The sequence below is a fragment of the Streptomyces sp. NPDC005794 genome (assembly GCF_042871445.1).
Classification (GTDB): Bacteria; Actinomycetota; Actinomycetes; order Streptomycetales; family Streptomycetaceae; genus Streptomyces.
In genome coordinates this window covers 428,148-445,202 of the sequence record NZ_JBIAIN010000001.1, presented here as the reverse complement: position 1 = coordinate 445,202, position 17,055 = coordinate 428,148, and the positions used below count along the sequence as shown (strand labels likewise).

The 17,055-nt window shown below is 70.5% G+C and carries 8 protein-coding genes, 1 tRNA gene and 1 pseudogene; 3 read left to right on the top strand and 7 right to left on the bottom strand.

Annotated elements, in window-relative coordinates:
- On the top strand, nucleotides 1-1,489 hold a 1,489-nt coding region (locus ACFYQ5_RS02065; protein ID WP_389191693.1), incomplete at its 5' end, for a hypothetical protein.
- 25 nt (nucleotides 1,490-1,514) lie between these two features.
- Here ACFYQ5_RS02065 and ACFYQ5_RS02060 read toward each other — a convergent pair.
- Complete coding sequence (locus tag ACFYQ5_RS02060; RefSeq protein WP_389191690.1) at nucleotides 1,515-2,150, bottom strand: tetratricopeptide repeat protein; 636 nt, start codon at nucleotides 2,148-2,150, stop codon at nucleotides 1,515-1,517.
- Nucleotides 2,151-2,664: 514 nt separating this feature from the next.
- Here ACFYQ5_RS02060 and ACFYQ5_RS02055 point away from each other — a divergent pair.
- Nucleotides 2,665-4,377, top strand: coding sequence for a hypothetical protein (locus ACFYQ5_RS02055; RefSeq protein ID WP_389191687.1), 1,713 nt, complete (start codon nucleotides 2,665-2,667; stop codon nucleotides 4,375-4,377).
- A 58-nt stretch (nucleotides 4,378-4,435) separates the two neighbouring features.
- Here ACFYQ5_RS02055 and ACFYQ5_RS02050 read toward each other — a convergent pair whose 3' ends face one another.
- Nucleotides 4,436-6,802: an NB-ARC domain-containing protein gene (locus tag ACFYQ5_RS02050; protein WP_389191685.1), complete on the bottom strand. Its 2,367-nt coding sequence runs from the start codon at nucleotides 6,800-6,802 to the stop codon at nucleotides 4,436-4,438.
- Between the two features lie 228 nt (nucleotides 6,803-7,030).
- Here ACFYQ5_RS02050 and ACFYQ5_RS02045 point away from each other — a divergent pair.
- Nucleotides 7,031-7,414: pseudogene (locus ACFYQ5_RS02045) on the top strand (transposase); the annotation flags it as partial.
- Between the two features lie 215 nt (nucleotides 7,415-7,629).
- On the opposite strand, the gene ACFYQ5_RS02040 reads toward ACFYQ5_RS02045, so the two are convergent.
- The 5 genes from ACFYQ5_RS02040 to topA all read right to left on the bottom strand — a co-directional run bounded on the left by ACFYQ5_RS02040 (nucleotide 7,630) and on the right by topA (nucleotide 16,908).
- Nucleotides 7,630-7,703: transfer RNA gene (locus ACFYQ5_RS02040), tRNA-Thr, on the bottom strand.
- 98 nt (nucleotides 7,704-7,801) lie between these two features.
- Nucleotides 7,802-9,331, bottom strand: coding sequence for an alpha/beta hydrolase (locus ACFYQ5_RS02035; protein ID WP_389191682.1), 1,530 nt, complete (start codon nucleotides 9,329-9,331; stop codon nucleotides 7,802-7,804).
- Nucleotides 9,332-9,433: 102 nt separating this feature from the next.
- Complete coding sequence (locus ACFYQ5_RS02030) at nucleotides 9,434-10,639, bottom strand: DNA polymerase III subunit delta' (RefSeq protein WP_389191679.1); 1,206 nt, start codon at nucleotides 10,637-10,639, stop codon at nucleotides 9,434-9,436.
- 118 nt (nucleotides 10,640-10,757) lie between these two features.
- Entirely contained in the window at nucleotides 10,758-13,868 is a 3,111-nt protein-coding gene (gene tmk, locus ACFYQ5_RS02025; RefSeq protein WP_389191676.1) for a dTMP kinase, read from the bottom strand.
- Nucleotides 13,869-14,046: 178 nt separating this feature from the next.
- Nucleotides 14,047-16,908, bottom strand: coding sequence for a type I DNA topoisomerase (topA, locus tag ACFYQ5_RS02020; RefSeq protein ID WP_389191674.1), 2,862 nt, complete (start codon nucleotides 16,906-16,908; stop codon nucleotides 14,047-14,049).
- Between the last annotated feature and the right edge of the window lie 147 nt (nucleotides 16,909-17,055).

The window sequence follows — 17,055 nt, the reverse complement described above, 5'->3', positions numbered from 1 at the left end:
GACCGGAGACCGGAGACCGGAGACCGGAGACCGGAGACCGGAGACCGGAGACCGGAGACCGGAGACCGGAGACCGGAGACCGGAGACCGGAGACCGGAGACCGGTCTTCGGTATGTCGCCGGAATGGCTCCTCCAAGACGGGCGCCCGCTTGCCGCCGCCACGGTCCTGTCCCACCCCGAACAACTGGAGAGACTGACCGCGTCGTGCCCCGAGGCGGCGCCCACCGCCATCCTCGCCGGAGACCCCTGTTACGACCGCATCCTCGCCGCCCTTCCCCAGCGCGACCGCTTCCCTCGCGCCCTGGGCGTCGGGCCGGATCAGCGGCTGATCGTCGTCAGTTCGACCTGGTCACCACGCTCGCTCTTCGGCGACGACAACGGGGAAGCAGAAGCGAGCGGGGGTGATCTGCTGCCCTGGCTGCTGCCGCGCCTGGCCGCCGAACTGCCCGCCGATGAGTACCGGGCTGCGGCCGTCCTGCACCCGAACATCTGGCACGGCCACGGCCCCGGACAGGTCCGGGCGTGGCTGGACAGCGCCCAGCGCGCGGGCCTTGCCCTCGTTCCTCCGCTCGAAGGCTGGCGGCAGGCACTGATCGCGGCTGACTGCGTTCTGGGAGACCACAGCAGCGTCACCTACTACGCGGCGTCCATCGGCGTCCCCGTCCTGCTCGGGGCGTTCCCCGGGGAAGCCCTCGACCCGTCCTCTCCGGTCGCGGCCCTCGGCCGGACGGCTCCCAAGCTGCTCCGCCGTGGCAGCTTGCGGGCGCAGATCGACCAGACGATGGCATCCCATGAGCCCGCCCGGTACGCGGGTCTGGCGGAACAGACCAGCTCGTCACCCGGCGAGTCGGCCACGCTTCTGCGTCGCCTGTTCTACGACCTCATAGGCATCGACGAACCCGACGGCCGCCCAGCACTGCTTGCTCCGCTGCCCCTGCCACTCTACGAGCCGGCCCAACCCACCGTCCCGATCCGCGTGTTCACCCACGTGGTCAGTGTGGATCCGCCGGAGGTGACAGTGGTCCGCCACGCCCAGACCGGCTTCGAGGCCGGGCACGCGGAAGACGAGGCCGAGCACGCCACTGCCGCCCACACGGCGGTCGACGAGGAGACGCGGGAGGCCGGCCGACTGCGCATCGCGGACGTCATCGTGCGGCGCGCAGACGAGGACGACCCCCGGATCGGCCCACCCGGTGCCTGGGCATCGGACGCGCTCGCCCAGTACCCGTACTGCGGCCTGACCGCTTACATCGACGGACCGGACCGCTGCGTCGTACGCACCCGCGAGGGCGACCTCGTACGCCTGACCGCGGCTGCCGGCCCGGACGGAAGGCCTGACCTCTGCGACCCCGCCGCCTATGCCTCCGCGCTGTACGCCTGGACCGGCAGCGGGAAGTCCCTGCTGGAGGCGGGCCCCGAAATCACCGTATGGACGGGCACCACGGCGCACCGCGTCACCGCCGAGTACATCGGCCCGCCCCGGGAGTAGGGCAAGACCGCCACAGCCCGGGGTTTCAGTCCCCCAGCTCGGCAAGCCGCGCACGTACCCGGGCGAGAGCCACCTGGTCACCGCCCTGCTCGTAGAGGGAGGCGGCGGTGCAGAGGTCCTCCGCCTCTTCGGCCCGGCGGTCCGAAAGCCGGTTGCACCGCGCCCTCAGTTCCGCAGCGTCGGCAAGCTGAAGCCCGGCTCCCTCGATGTCCATAGAGGCCATGGCCTTATCCAGACAGACGCGTGCGAGGGCGGTGTCCCCCGCGTCGAGGTGCGTCTCGCCCAGGCTCATGTACACGCGGCCCTCGTTGTAGCGGTCGCCACCGGGCAGGGCACGGAACTGCGCCAGCGCGTCGTTGAGGTGGCCGGCGGCGTCGGCGAAGCGCTGCTGACGGCCCTGCGCGCGGCCGATGTGATGCACGAGAAGGGCCAGGGCACGGGGTCGGTCCCGCCACCCGTCATCGCCCTGCCCCATACGGCTCAGGATCTCCCGGGCCTCCTCGAAGCACCGCTGCGCCTCCGGATACTTCCACTGCTTCAGCCGGAGCAGTCCCAGCGCCTCGACGGCACTCGCCTGTCCCCGATGGTGCCCCAGGGCCTCGTCCGCGTTGGCCGCCGCCCTCAGAGCCTCCTCCGCGTCATCTGCTCGCCCGAGGCCCATATAAGCCATCCCCCCAACTCGCAGCTCTGCCAACCGTATCGCCAAGATCAGGACGACGATGCCGGAACCGATGATGCCGTCGTCCTGGAAGGCCTCCCGAAGACAAGCAGTGGCCTTCGGTCCTTCGCCCTCGACGACGAGAGGTCGAATTCTTGGAGGTACAAGCGGGACCCACGAGGAGGCCAAGCACAAGTGGGGCGACGGCTGGCCTTGCTCCTTTTCGCGGCAAACCGTCGCAGTGACTGCCGCAGAGCGTTGTTCACGCGGCCCGTGGAGGTTGGCCTATCACCAGCCAGTACGGTGTAGCCATTCATCCGGATCAATGACACCTGGAAGGGTTGTTTGTCGGCGTGAGATGGGATAGGGGCACCGTAGCCGCGAGCCGCGAGCCGCGAGCCGCGAGCCGCGAGCCGCGAGCCGCGAGCCGCGAGCCGCGAGCCGCGAGCCGCGAGCCGCGAGCCGCGAGCCGCGAGCTCATTTCGGACCACGCCGCACGTAGCTATTCGGGGCGGCCATGACCGCTAGACCGCCCCTGCGCGTTCCGGTTGGGCCCGATGCTCGTCGGTGGAGCACCTTCCGCGCCGAAAGGACGTTGGTCGTAGCTGCTCGCACCGTCACCTCTACCGTCCGCGTGCTCGAGTGCCTGCCTGCGCTGGTACGCGACGACAGCCGCGTTTCGGTCGTCTTCGCCTACGACCCGACCTCGGCCTTCAGCGACGGGGTCCTGGACCTGCTCCATGACGCCGGATGCCGGATCATGCCCTGGGATCAGCTGGGCCGCGCCGCGCCCGACCTCATCCTCTCCGCCAGTGAGAACATCGAGGTCCCGGACGGCGACTGCCCGGTCCTCGTGCTGCCGCACGGAGTGGGCTTTCAGAAATTCGTGCCCGATTCCCGCAGTTCCCGCGTACGGCTCTCCGGCGTCGTATCCGACGCTCTGCTCGAATCCGGCCGTGCGTGGCTTGCTGTGTCGCACCCGGATCAGGAAGAGCAGCTTCTCTCCACACACCCCAAGACAGCCGGACGCACGCTCCTCGTCGGCGACCCGTGCTTCGACGAGCTCCTGAGCAGCCGGCCCCACAGGGCCACGTACCGGCGTGCGCTGGGTGTGGCGGAGGACCGCCGACTGGTCATCGTCAGTTCGACCTGGGGCCCTTCCTCCCTCATCGGCCAGTGCCCGGACCTGCCGGCGCGCCTCCTCGCCTCGCTGCCGTACGACGAGTACCAGGTCGGGCTGATCGTCCACCCCAACGTCTGGGCGGCGCACGGATCGTGGCAGATCCGTACCTTGCTGGCCTCCGCGCTCGACGCGGGCCTGATGCTCATTCCCCCCGTCCACTCCTGGCGGACCGCACTCGTCGCCGCCGACCTGGTCATCGGCGACCACGGGTCCGTGACGCTGTACGGAGCTTCACTGGGCACCCCCGTACTGCTTGCCGCGTTCGGCGAAGACTCCGTGCCAAGGACGGCGGCCGGCGCCCTGGCACAGCTCGCACCCCGCCTCGATCCCGGTACGGAACTCCACCAGCAGGTCGCCGACGCCGTCAGCACGCACGAGCGACCACCCTGCGCCTCCATCGCTCAGCAGGCGTTCGCGGAGCCCGGGCAGGCCCACGCCCGCCTCCGTGCCAACCTCTACCGGCTGATGAAGCTGACGGAACCGGTCTCCGCATCTCCGGATGCACCAGTTCTCAGCCCGCCCGAGCCGACGCACGCCGCGGCGACTTCCTGCACGTCCTGGCGGGTGACCACCACGGTCTCAACGGACGGCGGCCGGTCGGCGGTCAGCGTGCTCCGTCTCCCCGCGGCCGTTTCCGAGCCCGGGGCGGAAGACGGCTCCACCTTCGTTCATCTCGCCTGCGACGAAGAGGAAGAGGACCGGCGCCTCACCGAGAGTGCGTCCGTCATGCTCCGCCACCGCGCGGCGACGACCGACGTCTGCGCGCTGCGCTGGATCGCGGAGACCCTCGATCGCCTGCCCGGCTGCCGCCTGGCCGCAGTGGACACGGACGCACACACCACCCTCGCCGGCCTTCGGGACGGGCGGGTCGTGACAGCGACAGTCACGGGGCCCACTCCGGGGCCGGGCCCCGTAGCCGCCGTGGTCTACGCGCTCCTTCGAGCCTCGCAGCCGCTGTCGGACGCTTCTGTGACCCTGCGGATCGGGTCCGCACGCACCGAGGACGTTCTCCTCAGGCTCCACCCCCACCTGCCGGCTCTCTCGTAGGCTGGGCGAGACGGGGCCCCTCTCAGCTTGGTCGGTCCAGGATCCGCAGACGTTCCCGCTACTGCTCCACGAGCGGGCTGCCGCCGTCCTGATGGATCTCGACGGCGCGGGCCAGATGCTCCCGGAGGTGAGTACGGTCGCCGCCCGGCCGCTCCGCGATGGCGGCCAGCTCCAGCAGCGCCTCGGCCTCGTAGTGAGTCGCGTCCTGCGCCTGGAGGATGCGAGCCGCCTCACTCAGTGTTCCGATCGCCTGCTCCGTCTCGCCCCGGTGGTCGTACGCACGGCCGATGGCGAGCATGGCCCGCGCCGCCATCCGCAGGTCAGGACTCCGGCCGGTCAACAGCGCTTGGTGTGCGTGCCGCAGGGTGACGAGCGCCTGGGCCGGGTTGCCGGCCGCGTCCTGTGCGCTGCCCAGGAAGAGAGAGGCGATGGCGGCTCCCCGCGCCTCACCGGCCTCGGTGTTGAGCTCCAGAGAGCGCTCGTACATCTCGATGGCCCGGGACGGATGGAATCGGTCCCAGTAGCGCCCGAAGAACTCGAGTACGGATGCGCGGAGATCGGTGCGGTCGGCCACCTCCGCACAGGCGAGAGCCTTCTCCAGTTGCACACGCGCCTGCTCGTACTCGCCCAGGTCCATCAAGGGGCGAGAGAGCAAGGATCGCAGGCGCGCCTCGGCTGCGGGAACGAGCTCGTCGGACGCCGCCGCAGCCGCGGCTCCGAGCTCCAGTGATTCCTTCCAGTCCCCGAGGTGTCTGCGGTGCAGGAAGAGCACGGTGAATCCCTCGGCCAACTGCCAAACGGGTGTGTGCAGACCGAGGCGAGACGCCTCGCGAAGCACGGCCAGGATGTTGGACCGCTCGGCGTCCAGCCAGGACAGCGGGGGCGGTGTGTCGTCCGCCGCGAACGGATCCGCGGCGCCGAGCAGCAATTCGCCCACGTCGGCGATGCGCAGGCGGTCCGCCCGCACCGCCCGGTCGGCGAACGCGGTCAGTGCCAGATAGTGGGTCACCAGCCGCTCCACCAGTGCTCGCCGCGTACCGGACGGCTCCTCCGCCTCCGCGCGCTCGCGTGCGTGCAAGCGTACGAGGTCATGGAAGCGGTAGCGGTCGTCGCCCGCCACCTCCAGCAGGCCGGCTTCCTCAAGCACGTCCAGCAAGGTCTGGGCGGCAGGCGCGTCGACTCCCGTGGCAACGGCCGCCGCGCCCGCGTCGAAAGTGCGGCACGGCAGGCAGCCCAGAAGTCGATAGAAACGCGCTTCGTCAGCCGGAAGCTGCCGGTATGTGGAGTCGAACACTGCGGACACCGGGTGCTCCCCTCGGAGGGACATCGCGGTCAGTCGGCTGAATTCGTCCGACAGTTCCTGGGTCAGGCGGGCCATGGTGAGGCGGCGGTTGGTCACGAGACGGGCAGCCACCACATGCAGGGCGACAGGCAGCCCACCACATAGCGCGACCAGCCGTTCGGCGGCGATCGGTTCCGCTGCGACAGCGTCGTCGCCACAGCGATCGGCAAGAATCCGCAGGGAGCTGTGGATGTCGAGGGGTGCCAGAGACAGTAACCTGGCTCCGTCGAGGGCGAGTTCACCGAGTTTGGCGTTGCTGGTGACCAGCACCGCGCTGCCGGACCCCTGCGGCACCAAAGCCCGTACCTGGGCGGGCTCGTTGACATCGTCCAGGACGAGCAGAATCCGCCGCCCGGCGGAGCGCGATCTGAACAGCCGGGTCCGTTCCGCGAGGGAGTGCGGCAGGTAGGGGTCCTTCACGCCGAGCGACCGCAGGAGCATCTCCAGGGCGGCGGACACGTCACCGCCTCCCCGTTGACCCCGCAGCTCCGCGAAGTCGACGTACAGCTGCCCGTCGGGGAAACGCTCCCGGGACCCGTGCGCCCAGCGGCTGGCCGTCGCCGACTTGCCGACCCCAGGCGTACCACCGAGCACCAGCACGTCGACATGCGAGGAACCACAGCCGTCGGCGCTCACCATCGCGTCCATCCTGGACAGGTCAACGGTGCGGTTGATAAAGGGAACGCGCAGGGCGGGAACCTCGTCCGGCAGCGCCTCCGGCGGGGGCGGCGGTTGAACGGTGTAAGTGATCCCGCCGTGGATCTGGGAGTTCTGAAACGCCCCGTACTGGACTCCCCCGCTGATGGCCGCGCCGCCCGGCCCACGTTCCCCGCTCAGGTCGGCCAACCACTGCCTCAGGTCCTGTGCGGCAGCCGGATCCTCCTCAAGCAGTCCGCTGAGCCGCAGCCGCCAATCGGCCTCGATGTCCACGGCAGCGCGTCGCTCGCCCCCCTCCTGGGCTGCGGCCAGCCGTTGGCTGGCCTGTTGGAGGTCGCCATCCGCCTCCTCCTCCCCGGATCGGCCACGACGGCCGAAAAGCCGCGCCACCCCTGCCTTCGCCTGCTCCCACGATTCTGTAACCATGGCACCGACCAGCGCCGCCGCCCCCGACGCGGCAAGCGCCGCCAACTCCGCTTCCACAGAGCCCCCCTCGCACTTCGCCTCTGTCCAGATCGATCAGAACCCCACCGTAGAGAGATCACAAAGGCTTGGATAGCCCGGCACCCGTGCACCACGTACATCGTGGCCGACTATCCGGCTCGCTCCCGACGTCTGCCTACGAGCAGTCAAAAGATCGAAAGGAGACACATGGCCGCCCGCCAGGACCGGGGCAAGATCGCGAAGGTCTCAAGCCCGTCTGCGCAGCACCGACCGAGGAGGCAGCACTCGAGCGGTTCGCCGAGTTCGCCGACGCCTGGGGCAAGAAGCATCCGGCGATCGTCCGGCTCTGGGAGAACGCCTGGGAGGAGTTCACCCCGTTCCTCCGCTTCGACACCGAGATCCGCCGCATCGTTCTGCACCACGAACGCGATCGAGTCCGTGAATGCCAGGATCCGGCTGGCGGTCAAAGCCCACCGGCACTTCCCGGATGAGCAGGGCGCCTTGAAGTGCGTCTACATGGCGATCATGTCGCTCGACCCCACAGTCAAAGGCCAGGCCCGCTGGACCATGCGCTGGAAGACCGCAGCGACGTGACGTGAAGCGCGAACGCGGCCCGGATCCCGGCCGCTCGTCCCCCTTCGGCAACAACCCGCTTGTCCACCGCTCTGCGCGCTCGCTGCACGCCTGTCCACCGGTTGTCCACCGGAGGCGGTCATGGCGCCCAGGAAGGGGCGTCCAACTGCCATGAATTGATCTTTACAAAAGCAAAAGCCCCAGGTCACGGCGAGTGAGTCCTGAGGCTTCTACAGAGCCGCCTTCGGGATTCGAACCCGAGACCTACGCATTACGAGTGCGTTGCTCTGGCCAACTGAGCTAAGGCGGCACGCTCTGTCGCACCATGGTGCGGTCAGCAGCGACGCCAATTCTACACAGTTTCCAGGGGTGCTCCGCACCGCCCGCCCTGACCGCCGTATCCCCAGGTCAGGTGCACTTCTTGCCGTCCTTGGGCGGCGTGCCGTCCAGCAGATAGGTGTTGATCGCCGTGTCGACGCAGTCGCTGCCCCGGCCGTACGCCGTGTGCCCGTCACCCTCGTAGGTCAGCAAAGTGCCGGAGGAGAGCTGGTCCGCGAGGGACTCGGCCCACTTGTACGGGGTCGCCGGGTCGCGGGTGGTGCCGACGACGACGATCGGCGCGGCGCCCTCCGCCTCGGTGCGGTGCGGGGTACCGGTGGGGTCCACGGGCCAGGAGCCGCAGTTCAGGGCGGCCCAGGCGAAGCCCCTGCCGAAGACCGGCGAGGCCTTCTCGAACTCCGGGAGCGCCTTCTCCACCGCCGCGGTGCCGGTGAACGCGGGGGGCAGGTCCAGACAGTTCACAGCGGCGTTGGCGAACATGAGATTGGCGTACTCACCGCTCGGCTCGCGCTCGTAGTAACTGTCGGCCAGAGCGAGCAGACCGGAGCCGTCCCCGCGCTGCGCGCCGGCGACCGCTTCGCGGAGCTGGGGCCAGGCGCCCTCGTCGTACATGGCGGCGATCACACCCGTGGTCGCCAGGGACTCGGTCAGCTTCCGGGGCTCACCGGTCGCCGCGGGTGCGGAGTCCAGATCGGTGAAGAGCTTCTTCAGCGCCGTCGCCGCATCGGCGGTGGACGTGGTGCCGAGCGGACAGTCGGCCTGCTTCACACAGTCCGCGGCGAAGGACTGGAAGGCGGCCTCGAAGCCCGCGGTCTGGTCGCGGTTGATGTCGACAGCGGGAAGCGAGGGGTCCATCGCCCCGTCCAGGACGAGGCGTCCGGCCCGGGTGGGGAACAGCTCGGCGTAGGTCGCGCCGAGGAACGTGCCGTACGAGGCGCCGACGTAGTGCAGCTTCTCGTCGCCGAGCAGGGAGCGCAGGATGTCCATGTCTCGCGCCGTCTCGACCGTGGAGACATGCGGGAGGATCTCGCCGGAGCGCTTCGCACAGCCGTCGGCGAACTTCGCGTAGGACTTCTTCAGCGCGGTGATCTCGCCCCGGTCGTCCGGGGTCTGGTCCACCTGCGTGTAGGCGTCCATCTCCTTGCCGGTGAGGCACTCGACCGGTTCGCTGCGGGCCACCCCGCGCGGATCGATGGCCACCGTGTCGTACCGGGCACGGACAGGGGCGGGGTAGCCGATGCCCGCGTACCCCTGGAGATAGCCGACGGCCGAGCCGCCGGGACCACCGGGATTCACCAGGAGCGAGCCGATCCGCTTGCCCGGCCCCGTGGCCTTCTTACGGGAGACGGCCAGCTTGACGTCTCCGTCGTCAGGCTTCGCGTAGTCCAGCGGGGCCTTCATCGTGGCGCACTGGAAACCCTCCACACCGCAGTTCCGCCAGCGCAGTTTCTGCCCGTAGTACGGCTGGAGTTCCTCGGTGACGGCCGAACCCGTCGCCGACGCACTCGGTGCCGAACCACCACTGCTGCAGCCGGAGACGAGAAGGCCGGCAGTGCCGAGCGCGGTGGAAAGGATTCGGAGCAGGCGCCTGGTGTCCATCCTCGGAGCGTAGCCGCCGTGGGACGACCCAACCGATTCCCCACTCATACGGGTGAATTCACCATCCGAGCGGAGCCCTACGGGATACGCCGACGCCGGACCTCAGCCCGCTCGGAGCGTCACCGTCATCGCCTCCACGGCGAGCAGGGGCGCGACGTTACGGTCGAGGGCACGGCGGCAGGCGATCACGGCCTCGATCCGGCGCAAGGTGCGCTCGGGCGTGGACGACTCGGCGATCCGGTCGAGAGCATCCTGTACATCGGTGTTGGCGAGGGCGATCCGGGAGCCGAGCTGAAGAGCCAGCACATCGCGGTAGAAACCGGTGAGTTCGCTCAGCGCCAGATCGAGGCTGTCCCGCTGCGTACGCGTCCTGCGTCGCTTCTGCCTGTCCTCCAGCTCCTTCATCGCACCCGCCGTCCCGCGCGGCATCCGGCCCCCGGCCACACCGCCGAGCGCCGCCTTCATGTCGTCCGTCTCCTTGACGTCGACATCCTCGGCGACCTGCTTGGCGTCGTCCGTGGCCGTATCGATCAGCTCCTGGGCCGCCTTGAGGCAGCCACCGACGTCGTGGACGCGCAGCGGGAGCTTGAGCACGGCGGCACGGCGCGCACGCGCACGCTCGTCCGTGGCCAGGCGGCGCGCCCTGCCGATGTGCCCCTGAGTGGCACGGGCCGCGGACGCGGCCCGCTCGGGATCGATGCCGTCACGCCTGATCAGTACATCGGCCACGGCCTCCACCGGAGGCGTACGCAGCGTGAGATGACGGCAGCGGGAGCGGATCGTGGGCAGCACGTCCTCGAGGGAGGGGGCGCAGAGCAACCACACCGTGCGGGGCGCGGGCTCCTCCACCGCCTTCAGCAGGACGTTTCCCGCGCCCTCGGTGAGGCGGTCGGCATCCTCCATGACGATGACCTGCCAGCGGCCCACGGCGGGGGACAACTGCGCACGGCGGACCAGCTCACGGGTCTCCTTCACACCGATGGAGAGCAGATCCGTGCGGATCACCTCGACATCGGCGTGGGTGCCGATCAGCGCCGTGTGGCAGCCGTCGCAGAAGCCGCAGCCGGGCGCCCCGCCCAGGGCCCGGTCAGGGCTGGTGCACTGGAGCGCGGCGGCGAAGGCGCGGGCGGCGGTGGCCCGGCCGGAGCCGGGCGGGCCCGTGAACAGCCAGGCATGGGTCATCTTGGAGCCGGGGGGCACCGGCTCGCCCGTGGAATTGGCGGTGACCAGTGCGTCGGCGTCCCGGGCTGCGGCGCCGAGCTGCTCCTGCACCCGGTCCTGTCCGACCAGGTCGTCCCATACGGTCATGGTCACCGCCCTTCCGGTGGTGTGGTGCGGGGACGCCGGAATCCCAGCGCTTCCCTATTGTGCGGGAAGGCTCTGACAGTCCCGGCGTTCCGTCCCCTGGCCCACCGCCCGCCCGTCGTCAGCGGCGCGGTCGGCGCCCGCCGCGTCCGGAGCCGCCCTGGTCCTCGTCCTGGTCGCCGAGCAGTTCGTCGGCCAGGGACGGCAGATCGTCGAGCGGCGTCTCCTCGGCCCAGTCGGGACGCGGCCGCTTCTGGCGGCCGGAGGCGCCCTGCGCCGCCCGTCCGGCCTGCGGGTCGTCGCTGACCTGGGGCAGCTCGCGCGTGCGCTCGTTCTCACCCTCGGGGCGGGAAGCGCGGCGCTCGTCGCGGAAGACGCCCGGCGGTACCCGGTCCGAGGGGTTCTCGTCGCGCACGGGCGGCAGTACAGCCGTCTCGTCCGCGTCCCGGACGGGCGGCAGGACGGTCGTCTCGTCCGCGTCGCGCGCCGGGCTGTCCGGCCGGGCGACCGGCACGGGCTGCGTGATCTCGTTGGGGTTCACGATCGGAGTCGGCACGGTGAGCTCGTTGTCCGGTACGGACTGCCCCGTGGACCCGGAACCGGAACGGCCGGACTCCTGGGAACGCTGCGCGGCAGCGGCCTCCTCGGCCCGGACAGCAGCCTCGGCCTCGGCGCGACGGCGTGCCTCCTCGGCCCGTACGAGCGCCTCCTCCGCCTTGCGCTGCTTCTCAAGGCGCAGTTCCTCCGCCTCCTTGCGAAGTCGCGCCTCCTCCTGGGCCTGCCGGCGCAGCCGCTCCTGCTCGGCCTCACGCACCCGCTCCTCGGCCTCGAGACGGGCCCGCTCCTCCTCCGCACGGCGGCGTGCCTCCTCGGCGCGCTGCCGGGCCTCCTCCGCCTGCCGTTCGGCCTCGCGCTGCCGCGCCTCTTCCTCCTCGCGGCGCTTGCGCTCCTCCTCCTCGGCGCGGAGCTTGGCGAGCTGAGCCTGCCGCTCACGCTCCAGCCGCTCCTCCTCGGCCTTCCGGGCGGCCTCTTCCTCGGCCTTGCGCCTGGCCTCTTCCTCGGCTGCCTTGCGCGCGTCCTCCTGGGCCTTGATCTCGGCCTCGGAGAGCGGCAGGAGGTGGTCGAGCCGGTGGCGTACGACGGTAGTGATCGCTTCCGGTTCCTGACCGGCGTCCACCACGAGGTAGCGGGCCGGGTCGGCCGCCGCGAGGGTGAGGAAGCCGGACCGGACCCGGGTGTGGAATTCGGCCGGCTCGGACTCCAGCCGGTCGGGCGCCTCGGTGAAGCGCTCCCGTGCCGTCTCCGGGTCGACGTCCAGAAGCACGGTCAGATGCGGTACGAGCCCGCTCGTCGCCCAGCGTGAGATCCGGGCGATCTCGGTCGGGGCGAGGTCACGGCCCGCGCCCTGGTAGGCGACCGAGGAGTCGATGTAACGGTCCGAGATGACGATCGCGCCGCGCTCCAGTGCCGGGCGGACGACCGAGTCGACGTGCTCGGCGCGGTCGGCTGCGTACAGCAGTGCTTCCGCGCGGTTGGACAGACCTGCCGACGAGACGTCCAGCAGGATCGAACGCAGCCGCTTGCCGACCGGGGTGGCGCCGGGTTCGCGGGTCACGACGACCTCGTGGCCCTTGGCACGGATCCATTCGGCGAGCGCCTCGACCTGGGTGGACTTGCCGGCTCCGTCGCCGCCCTCCAGGACGAGGAAGAAACCGTTCGCCGCGGGTGCGACGGCGGGATCGCCGCCACGCAGCGCCTCACGCAGATCACGGCGCAGCGGCACACCGGCACGGTCGTCGGTCCTGGCGAGGACGATCACCGCGACGGGCAGCAGCAACGCGCCGATGAGCATCAGCGCGAAGGCCGCACCACCGTGCGCGAAGACGAAGTCACCGGACCCCAGGCGGTGCCGCCCGATGGCGGCGGCGAGCAGCGGGCCGCCCACCGCGCCGAGCGCGACCAGCACCCGGACGACGGCCTGGAGGTGTTCGGTGGCCCTGGCCTGACGGAATGCCTCCGTCTCCTGATCGATGACCGCATGCCCGATGTGGGCGGCGACGCCCGCCGCGTAACCGGCGAGCAGCGCGATCAGCAGCCCGGTGGCGGTGTCGGGCACCAGGCCGAGGGCGAGGAGGGCCACACCCGTGACGGCGACCGCGAGTGCCAGCAGCCGGCGGCGCGACAGGGCGGGCAGCACCTTGCGCGCGGTACGGATACCGAGCGCGGTGCCACCGGTCAGGGCCAGGACCAGCAGGGCGAAGGTGGCAGGCCCGCCACCGAGGTCGGCGGCGTGCAGCACCGAGACGGCGGCAGCGGCGGCGACGGCCCCGGCGACCGCGGCGCACGCGGCGACGATCAGCGGGACGCTGCCGGTACGGCCCTTGTCGGACCCCGTTCCGGTGACCGGCCGGCGCAGCCCCTCCAGGGGCGAGCGCGGGCGGGGCGTCCGGGTGGCGGGGAATTCGAGGAAGTACAGGGTCGAGACGGAAGCGGCGAAGAGTCCCGCCGCGACGTAGGAGCCGAGAGCGGCCTGGTGGAGGGAGAACCATTCGAAGCCGGTGCCGAGCAGTTCACCGATCAGCGCGGCGACCACCAGCACGGCGGCGGCCGCGGGGACCGCCAGGAAGTTCGTCCGCAGGGAGAGCCGGCGCAGGGCGTCGAGGTGGTCCGGCAGCGGGCGCACGGCGGCGCCCTCCAGGGGCGGGGCGGGAAGCAGCGCGGGAGCCGCGCTCTCCTTGGCCACCGCCCACAGCCGTTCGCCGACCCCGGCGACGAAGACGGTGATCAGGATCATCATGAGTGCCTTGTCCGGCATCCAGTCGATCCACAGGGGCGCGACGACCAGCAGAGCGAGCCTCAGCCCGTCCGCCCCGATCATCAGCCAGCGGCGGTCGACGGGACCGCCGGGCGCCGTGAGCGCCGTCAGAGGCCCCAGGAGTACGGCTCCGAAGAGCACGGTGGAAAGAATCCGGGCACCGAACACGGCGGCGACGGCAAAGGCCGCCCCGCGGTATCCGGTCCCGAAGGAGCCCTCGAGGACCGCCGCTTGCAGCGACAGCAGCACAAGCACGAGAAGGGCGAGTGAATCGCCGATACTGCCGACGAGCTGGGCGCTCCACAACCGCCTGAGCGGGGGAACACGCAAAAGGGCTCGTACGGCGCGCTCGCGTGAGTCTGCGGCAAGTGTGTCGGAGGTGGGGCTCACGACCGGTGGCTGCTCGGCTCGCGTCATCCGCCCAGCCTATCGGGAACGGAACGGTGCCCGGGGGCCGCGTCCGAACATATGCCCCCATAGGGACGCGGGCCGCCTGTCGCGCGAACGCCGGAGGGGCCGGGACGTCCCGGCCCCTCCGGCGTTCCCGAACGGCCGGCGGTCAGCTCCGCACGGCTTCGGCACCGATGCCCGACGGTCAGTTCTCCTCGGACGGAGCCGAAGCCGTCCTCTTCGCCGCTGCGGCCGTCTTCTTCGCGGGCGCCTTCTTGGCTGCGGTCGCCTTCTTGGCCGTCGTGGCCTTCTTGGCCGTCGTCCCGGTCGTGGCCTTCTTCGCCGTCGCCTTCTTGGCCGGAGCCTTCTTGGCCGGAGCCTTCTTCGCCGTCTTCTTCTTCGCCGGCCCCTTGGCCCGCTTCTCGGCGAGCAGCTCGTAGCCGCGCTCCGGCGTGATGTCATCGACGCTGTCGTCGGTCCGCAGCGTCGCGTTCGTCTCGCCGTCGGTGACGTACGCGCCGAAGCGGCCGTCCTTCACGACCACCGGAGCCCCGCTCACGGGGTCCGTGCCCAGTTCCTTCAGCGGCGGCTTGGCGGCGGCCCGCCCGCGCTGCTTCGGCTGGGCGTAGATCGCGAGGGCCTCTTCGAGCGTGATGTCGAAGAGCTGGTCCTCGGACGTCAGCGAACGAGAGTCCGTGCCCTTCTTGAGATAGGGCCCGTAGCGGCCGTTCTGCGCGGTGATCTCGACGCCCTCGGCGTCCTCACCGACGACCCGCGGCAGCGACATCAGCTTGAGCGCGTCGGCCAGCGTCACCGTATCGAGCGACATCGACTTGAAGAGGCTGGCCGTCCGCGGCTTCACCGCGTTCTTGCCCGTCTTCGGCGTGCCCTCGGGCAGCACTTCGGTGACGTACGGGCCGTAACGCCCGTCCTTGGCGATGATCTGGTGGCCGCTGACCGGGTCGGCGCCGAGTTCGAAATCGCCGCTCGGCTTGGCCAGCAGCTCCTCCGCGTGCTCCACGGACAGCTCGTCGGGCGCCAGGTCCTCCGGCACGTCCGCGCGCTGGTGGCCCTCCGAGTCCTTCTCACCGCGCTCGATGTACGGGCCGTAGCGGCCGACGCGGAGCTTGATGTCGTTGCCGACGGGGAACGAGGAGATCTCGCGGGCGTCGATCGCGCCCAGGTCGGTCACGAGCTCCTTCAGGCCGCCGAGGTGGTCCCCGTCGCCGTTGCCCGCGGAGGACGCGGCACCCGCACCGGTCGTGTCGTCGCCGGTGCCGAAGTAGAAGTGCCGCAGCCACGGCACGGACTGGGCCTCGCCCCGCGCGATGCGGTCGAGGTCGTCCTCCATGCGGGCGGTGAAGTCGTAGTCGACGAGCCGGCCGAAGTGCTTCTCCAGCAGGTTGACCACGGCGAACGAGAGGAACGACGGCACCAGGGCCGTGCCCTTCTTGAACACGTAGCCGCGGTCCAGGATGGTCCCGATGATCGAGGCGTACGTCGACGGGCGGCCGATCTCCCGCTCCTCGAGCTCCTTGACCAGCGAGGCCTCGGTGTAACGGGCCGGCGGCTTGGTGGCATGTCCGTCGACCGTGACCTCGTCGGCCGTCAGCGCGTCGCCCTCGGCGACCTGCGGCAGCCGGCGCTCTCGGTCGTCCAGCTCGGCGTTCGGGTCGTCCGCGCCTTCGACGTACGCCTTCATGAAGCCGTGGAAGGTGATCGTCTTGCCGGACGCGGAGAACTCGGCGTCCCGGCCGTCGCTCGCCCGGCCACCGATCTTCACGGTGACGGAGTTACCGACGGCGTCCTTCATCTGGGAGGCGACGGTCCGCTTCCAGATCAGCTCGTACAGCCGGAACTGGTCGCCGGTGAGGCCCGTCTCGGCCGGGGTGCGGAAGCGGTCGCCCGAGGGGCGGATCGCCTCGTGCGCCTCCTGCGCGTTCTTGACCTTCCCGGCGTACGTCCGCGGCTTGTCGGGCAGGTAGTTCGCCCCGTACAGCTGCGTGACCTGCGCGCGGGCCGCGGAGATCGCGGTGTCCGAGAGCGTCGTGGAGTCCGTACGCATATAGGTGATGAAGCCGTTCTCGTACAGCTTCTGCGCCACCTGCATCGTGGCCTTGGCCCCGAAGCCCAGCTTGCGGCTCGCCTCCTGCTGGAGGGTCGTCGTGCGGAAGGGCGCGTACGGCGAGCGGCGGTACGGCTTCGACTCGACGGAGCGGACCGCGAACGTGGAGTCGGCGAGCGCCGCCGCCAGGGCGCGGGCGTTCGCCTCGTCCAGGTGCAGCGTCTGGCCCGAGCCGGACTTGAGCTGCCCGTCCGGACCGAAGTCACGGCCCTGGGCGATACGGCGCCCGTCGACCGCGCTGAGGCGGGCGGTGAGCGTCGAGGGGTCCGAGGCGTCACCGGTGCGCCCGGTGGCGAACGTGCCGGTCAGGTCCCAGTACTCGGCGGAGCGGAAGGCGATGCGCTCGCGCTCCCGCTCGACGACGAGACGGGTGGCGACGGACTGGACACGGCCCGCGGAGAGCCGCGGCATGACCTTCTTCCACAGGACCGGCGAGACCTCGTAGCCGTAGAGGCGGTCGAGGATACGACGGGTCTCCTGGGCGTCGACCATGCGCTGGTTGAGCTCGCGCGGATTGGCGACGGCGGCCCGGATCGCGTCCTTGGTGATCTCGTGGAAGACCATCCGGTGGACCGGGACCTTGGGCTTGAGGACTTCCTGCAGGTGCCACGCGATGGCTTCGCCCTCGCGGTCCTCATCGGTGGCCAGGAAGAGTTCGTCGGATTCGGCGAGGAGCTGCTTGAGCTTCCTGACCTGGGCTTTCTTGTCCGCATTGACGACGTAGATCGGCTGGAAGTCATTGTTGACGTCCACGCCGAGGCGGCGTACCTCACCGGTGTACTCGTCCGGCACCTCGGCGGCGCCGTTCGGCAGGTCGCGGATGTGCCCGACGCTCGCCTCGACGACGTATCCGGGGCCGAGATAGCCCTTGATCGTCTTCGCCTTGGCAGGCGACTCGACAATGACGAGTCGGCGGCCTGCGCTCTCGCTGGTCGGGGACAACTTCGCTCTTCTCTCCGGTCGGCACTCGTGGGCATCCGGGCAGCGCTCTGGCGCTGCGCGCGGTGCTGTCGCTGCGGAGTGTGACGGTACAACCCGCCCCCGTGTCAAACGGCAAAAGCCCGCAACGGCCACTCGAACGGTAACCCG

What these genes read in the sequence shown, in the direction of transcription:
- ACFYQ5_RS02030 (WP_389191679.1), bottom strand. Translation starts at nt 10,639, where the DNA reads ATGACCGTATGGGACGACCTGGTCGGACAGGACCGGGTGCAGGAGCAG.
- ACFYQ5_RS02055 (WP_389191687.1), top strand. Translation starts at nt 2,665, where the DNA reads ATGACCGCTAGACCGCCCCTGCGCGTTCCGGTTGGGCCCGATGCTCGT.
- tmk (WP_389191676.1), bottom strand. Translation starts at nt 13,868, where the DNA reads ATGACGCGAGCCGAGCAGCCACCGGTCGTGAGCCCCACCTCCGACACA.
- ACFYQ5_RS02050 (WP_389191685.1), bottom strand. Translation starts at nt 6,802, where the DNA reads ATGGTTACAGAATCGTGGGAGCAGGCGAAGGCAGGGGTGGCGCGGCTT.
- ACFYQ5_RS02060 (WP_389191690.1), bottom strand. Translation starts at nt 2,150, where the DNA reads ATGGGCCTCGGGCGAGCAGATGACGCGGAGGAGGCTCTGAGGGCGGCG.
- ACFYQ5_RS02035 (WP_389191682.1), bottom strand. Translation starts at nt 9,331, where the DNA reads ATGGACACCAGGCGCCTGCTCCGAATCCTTTCCACCGCGCTCGGCACT.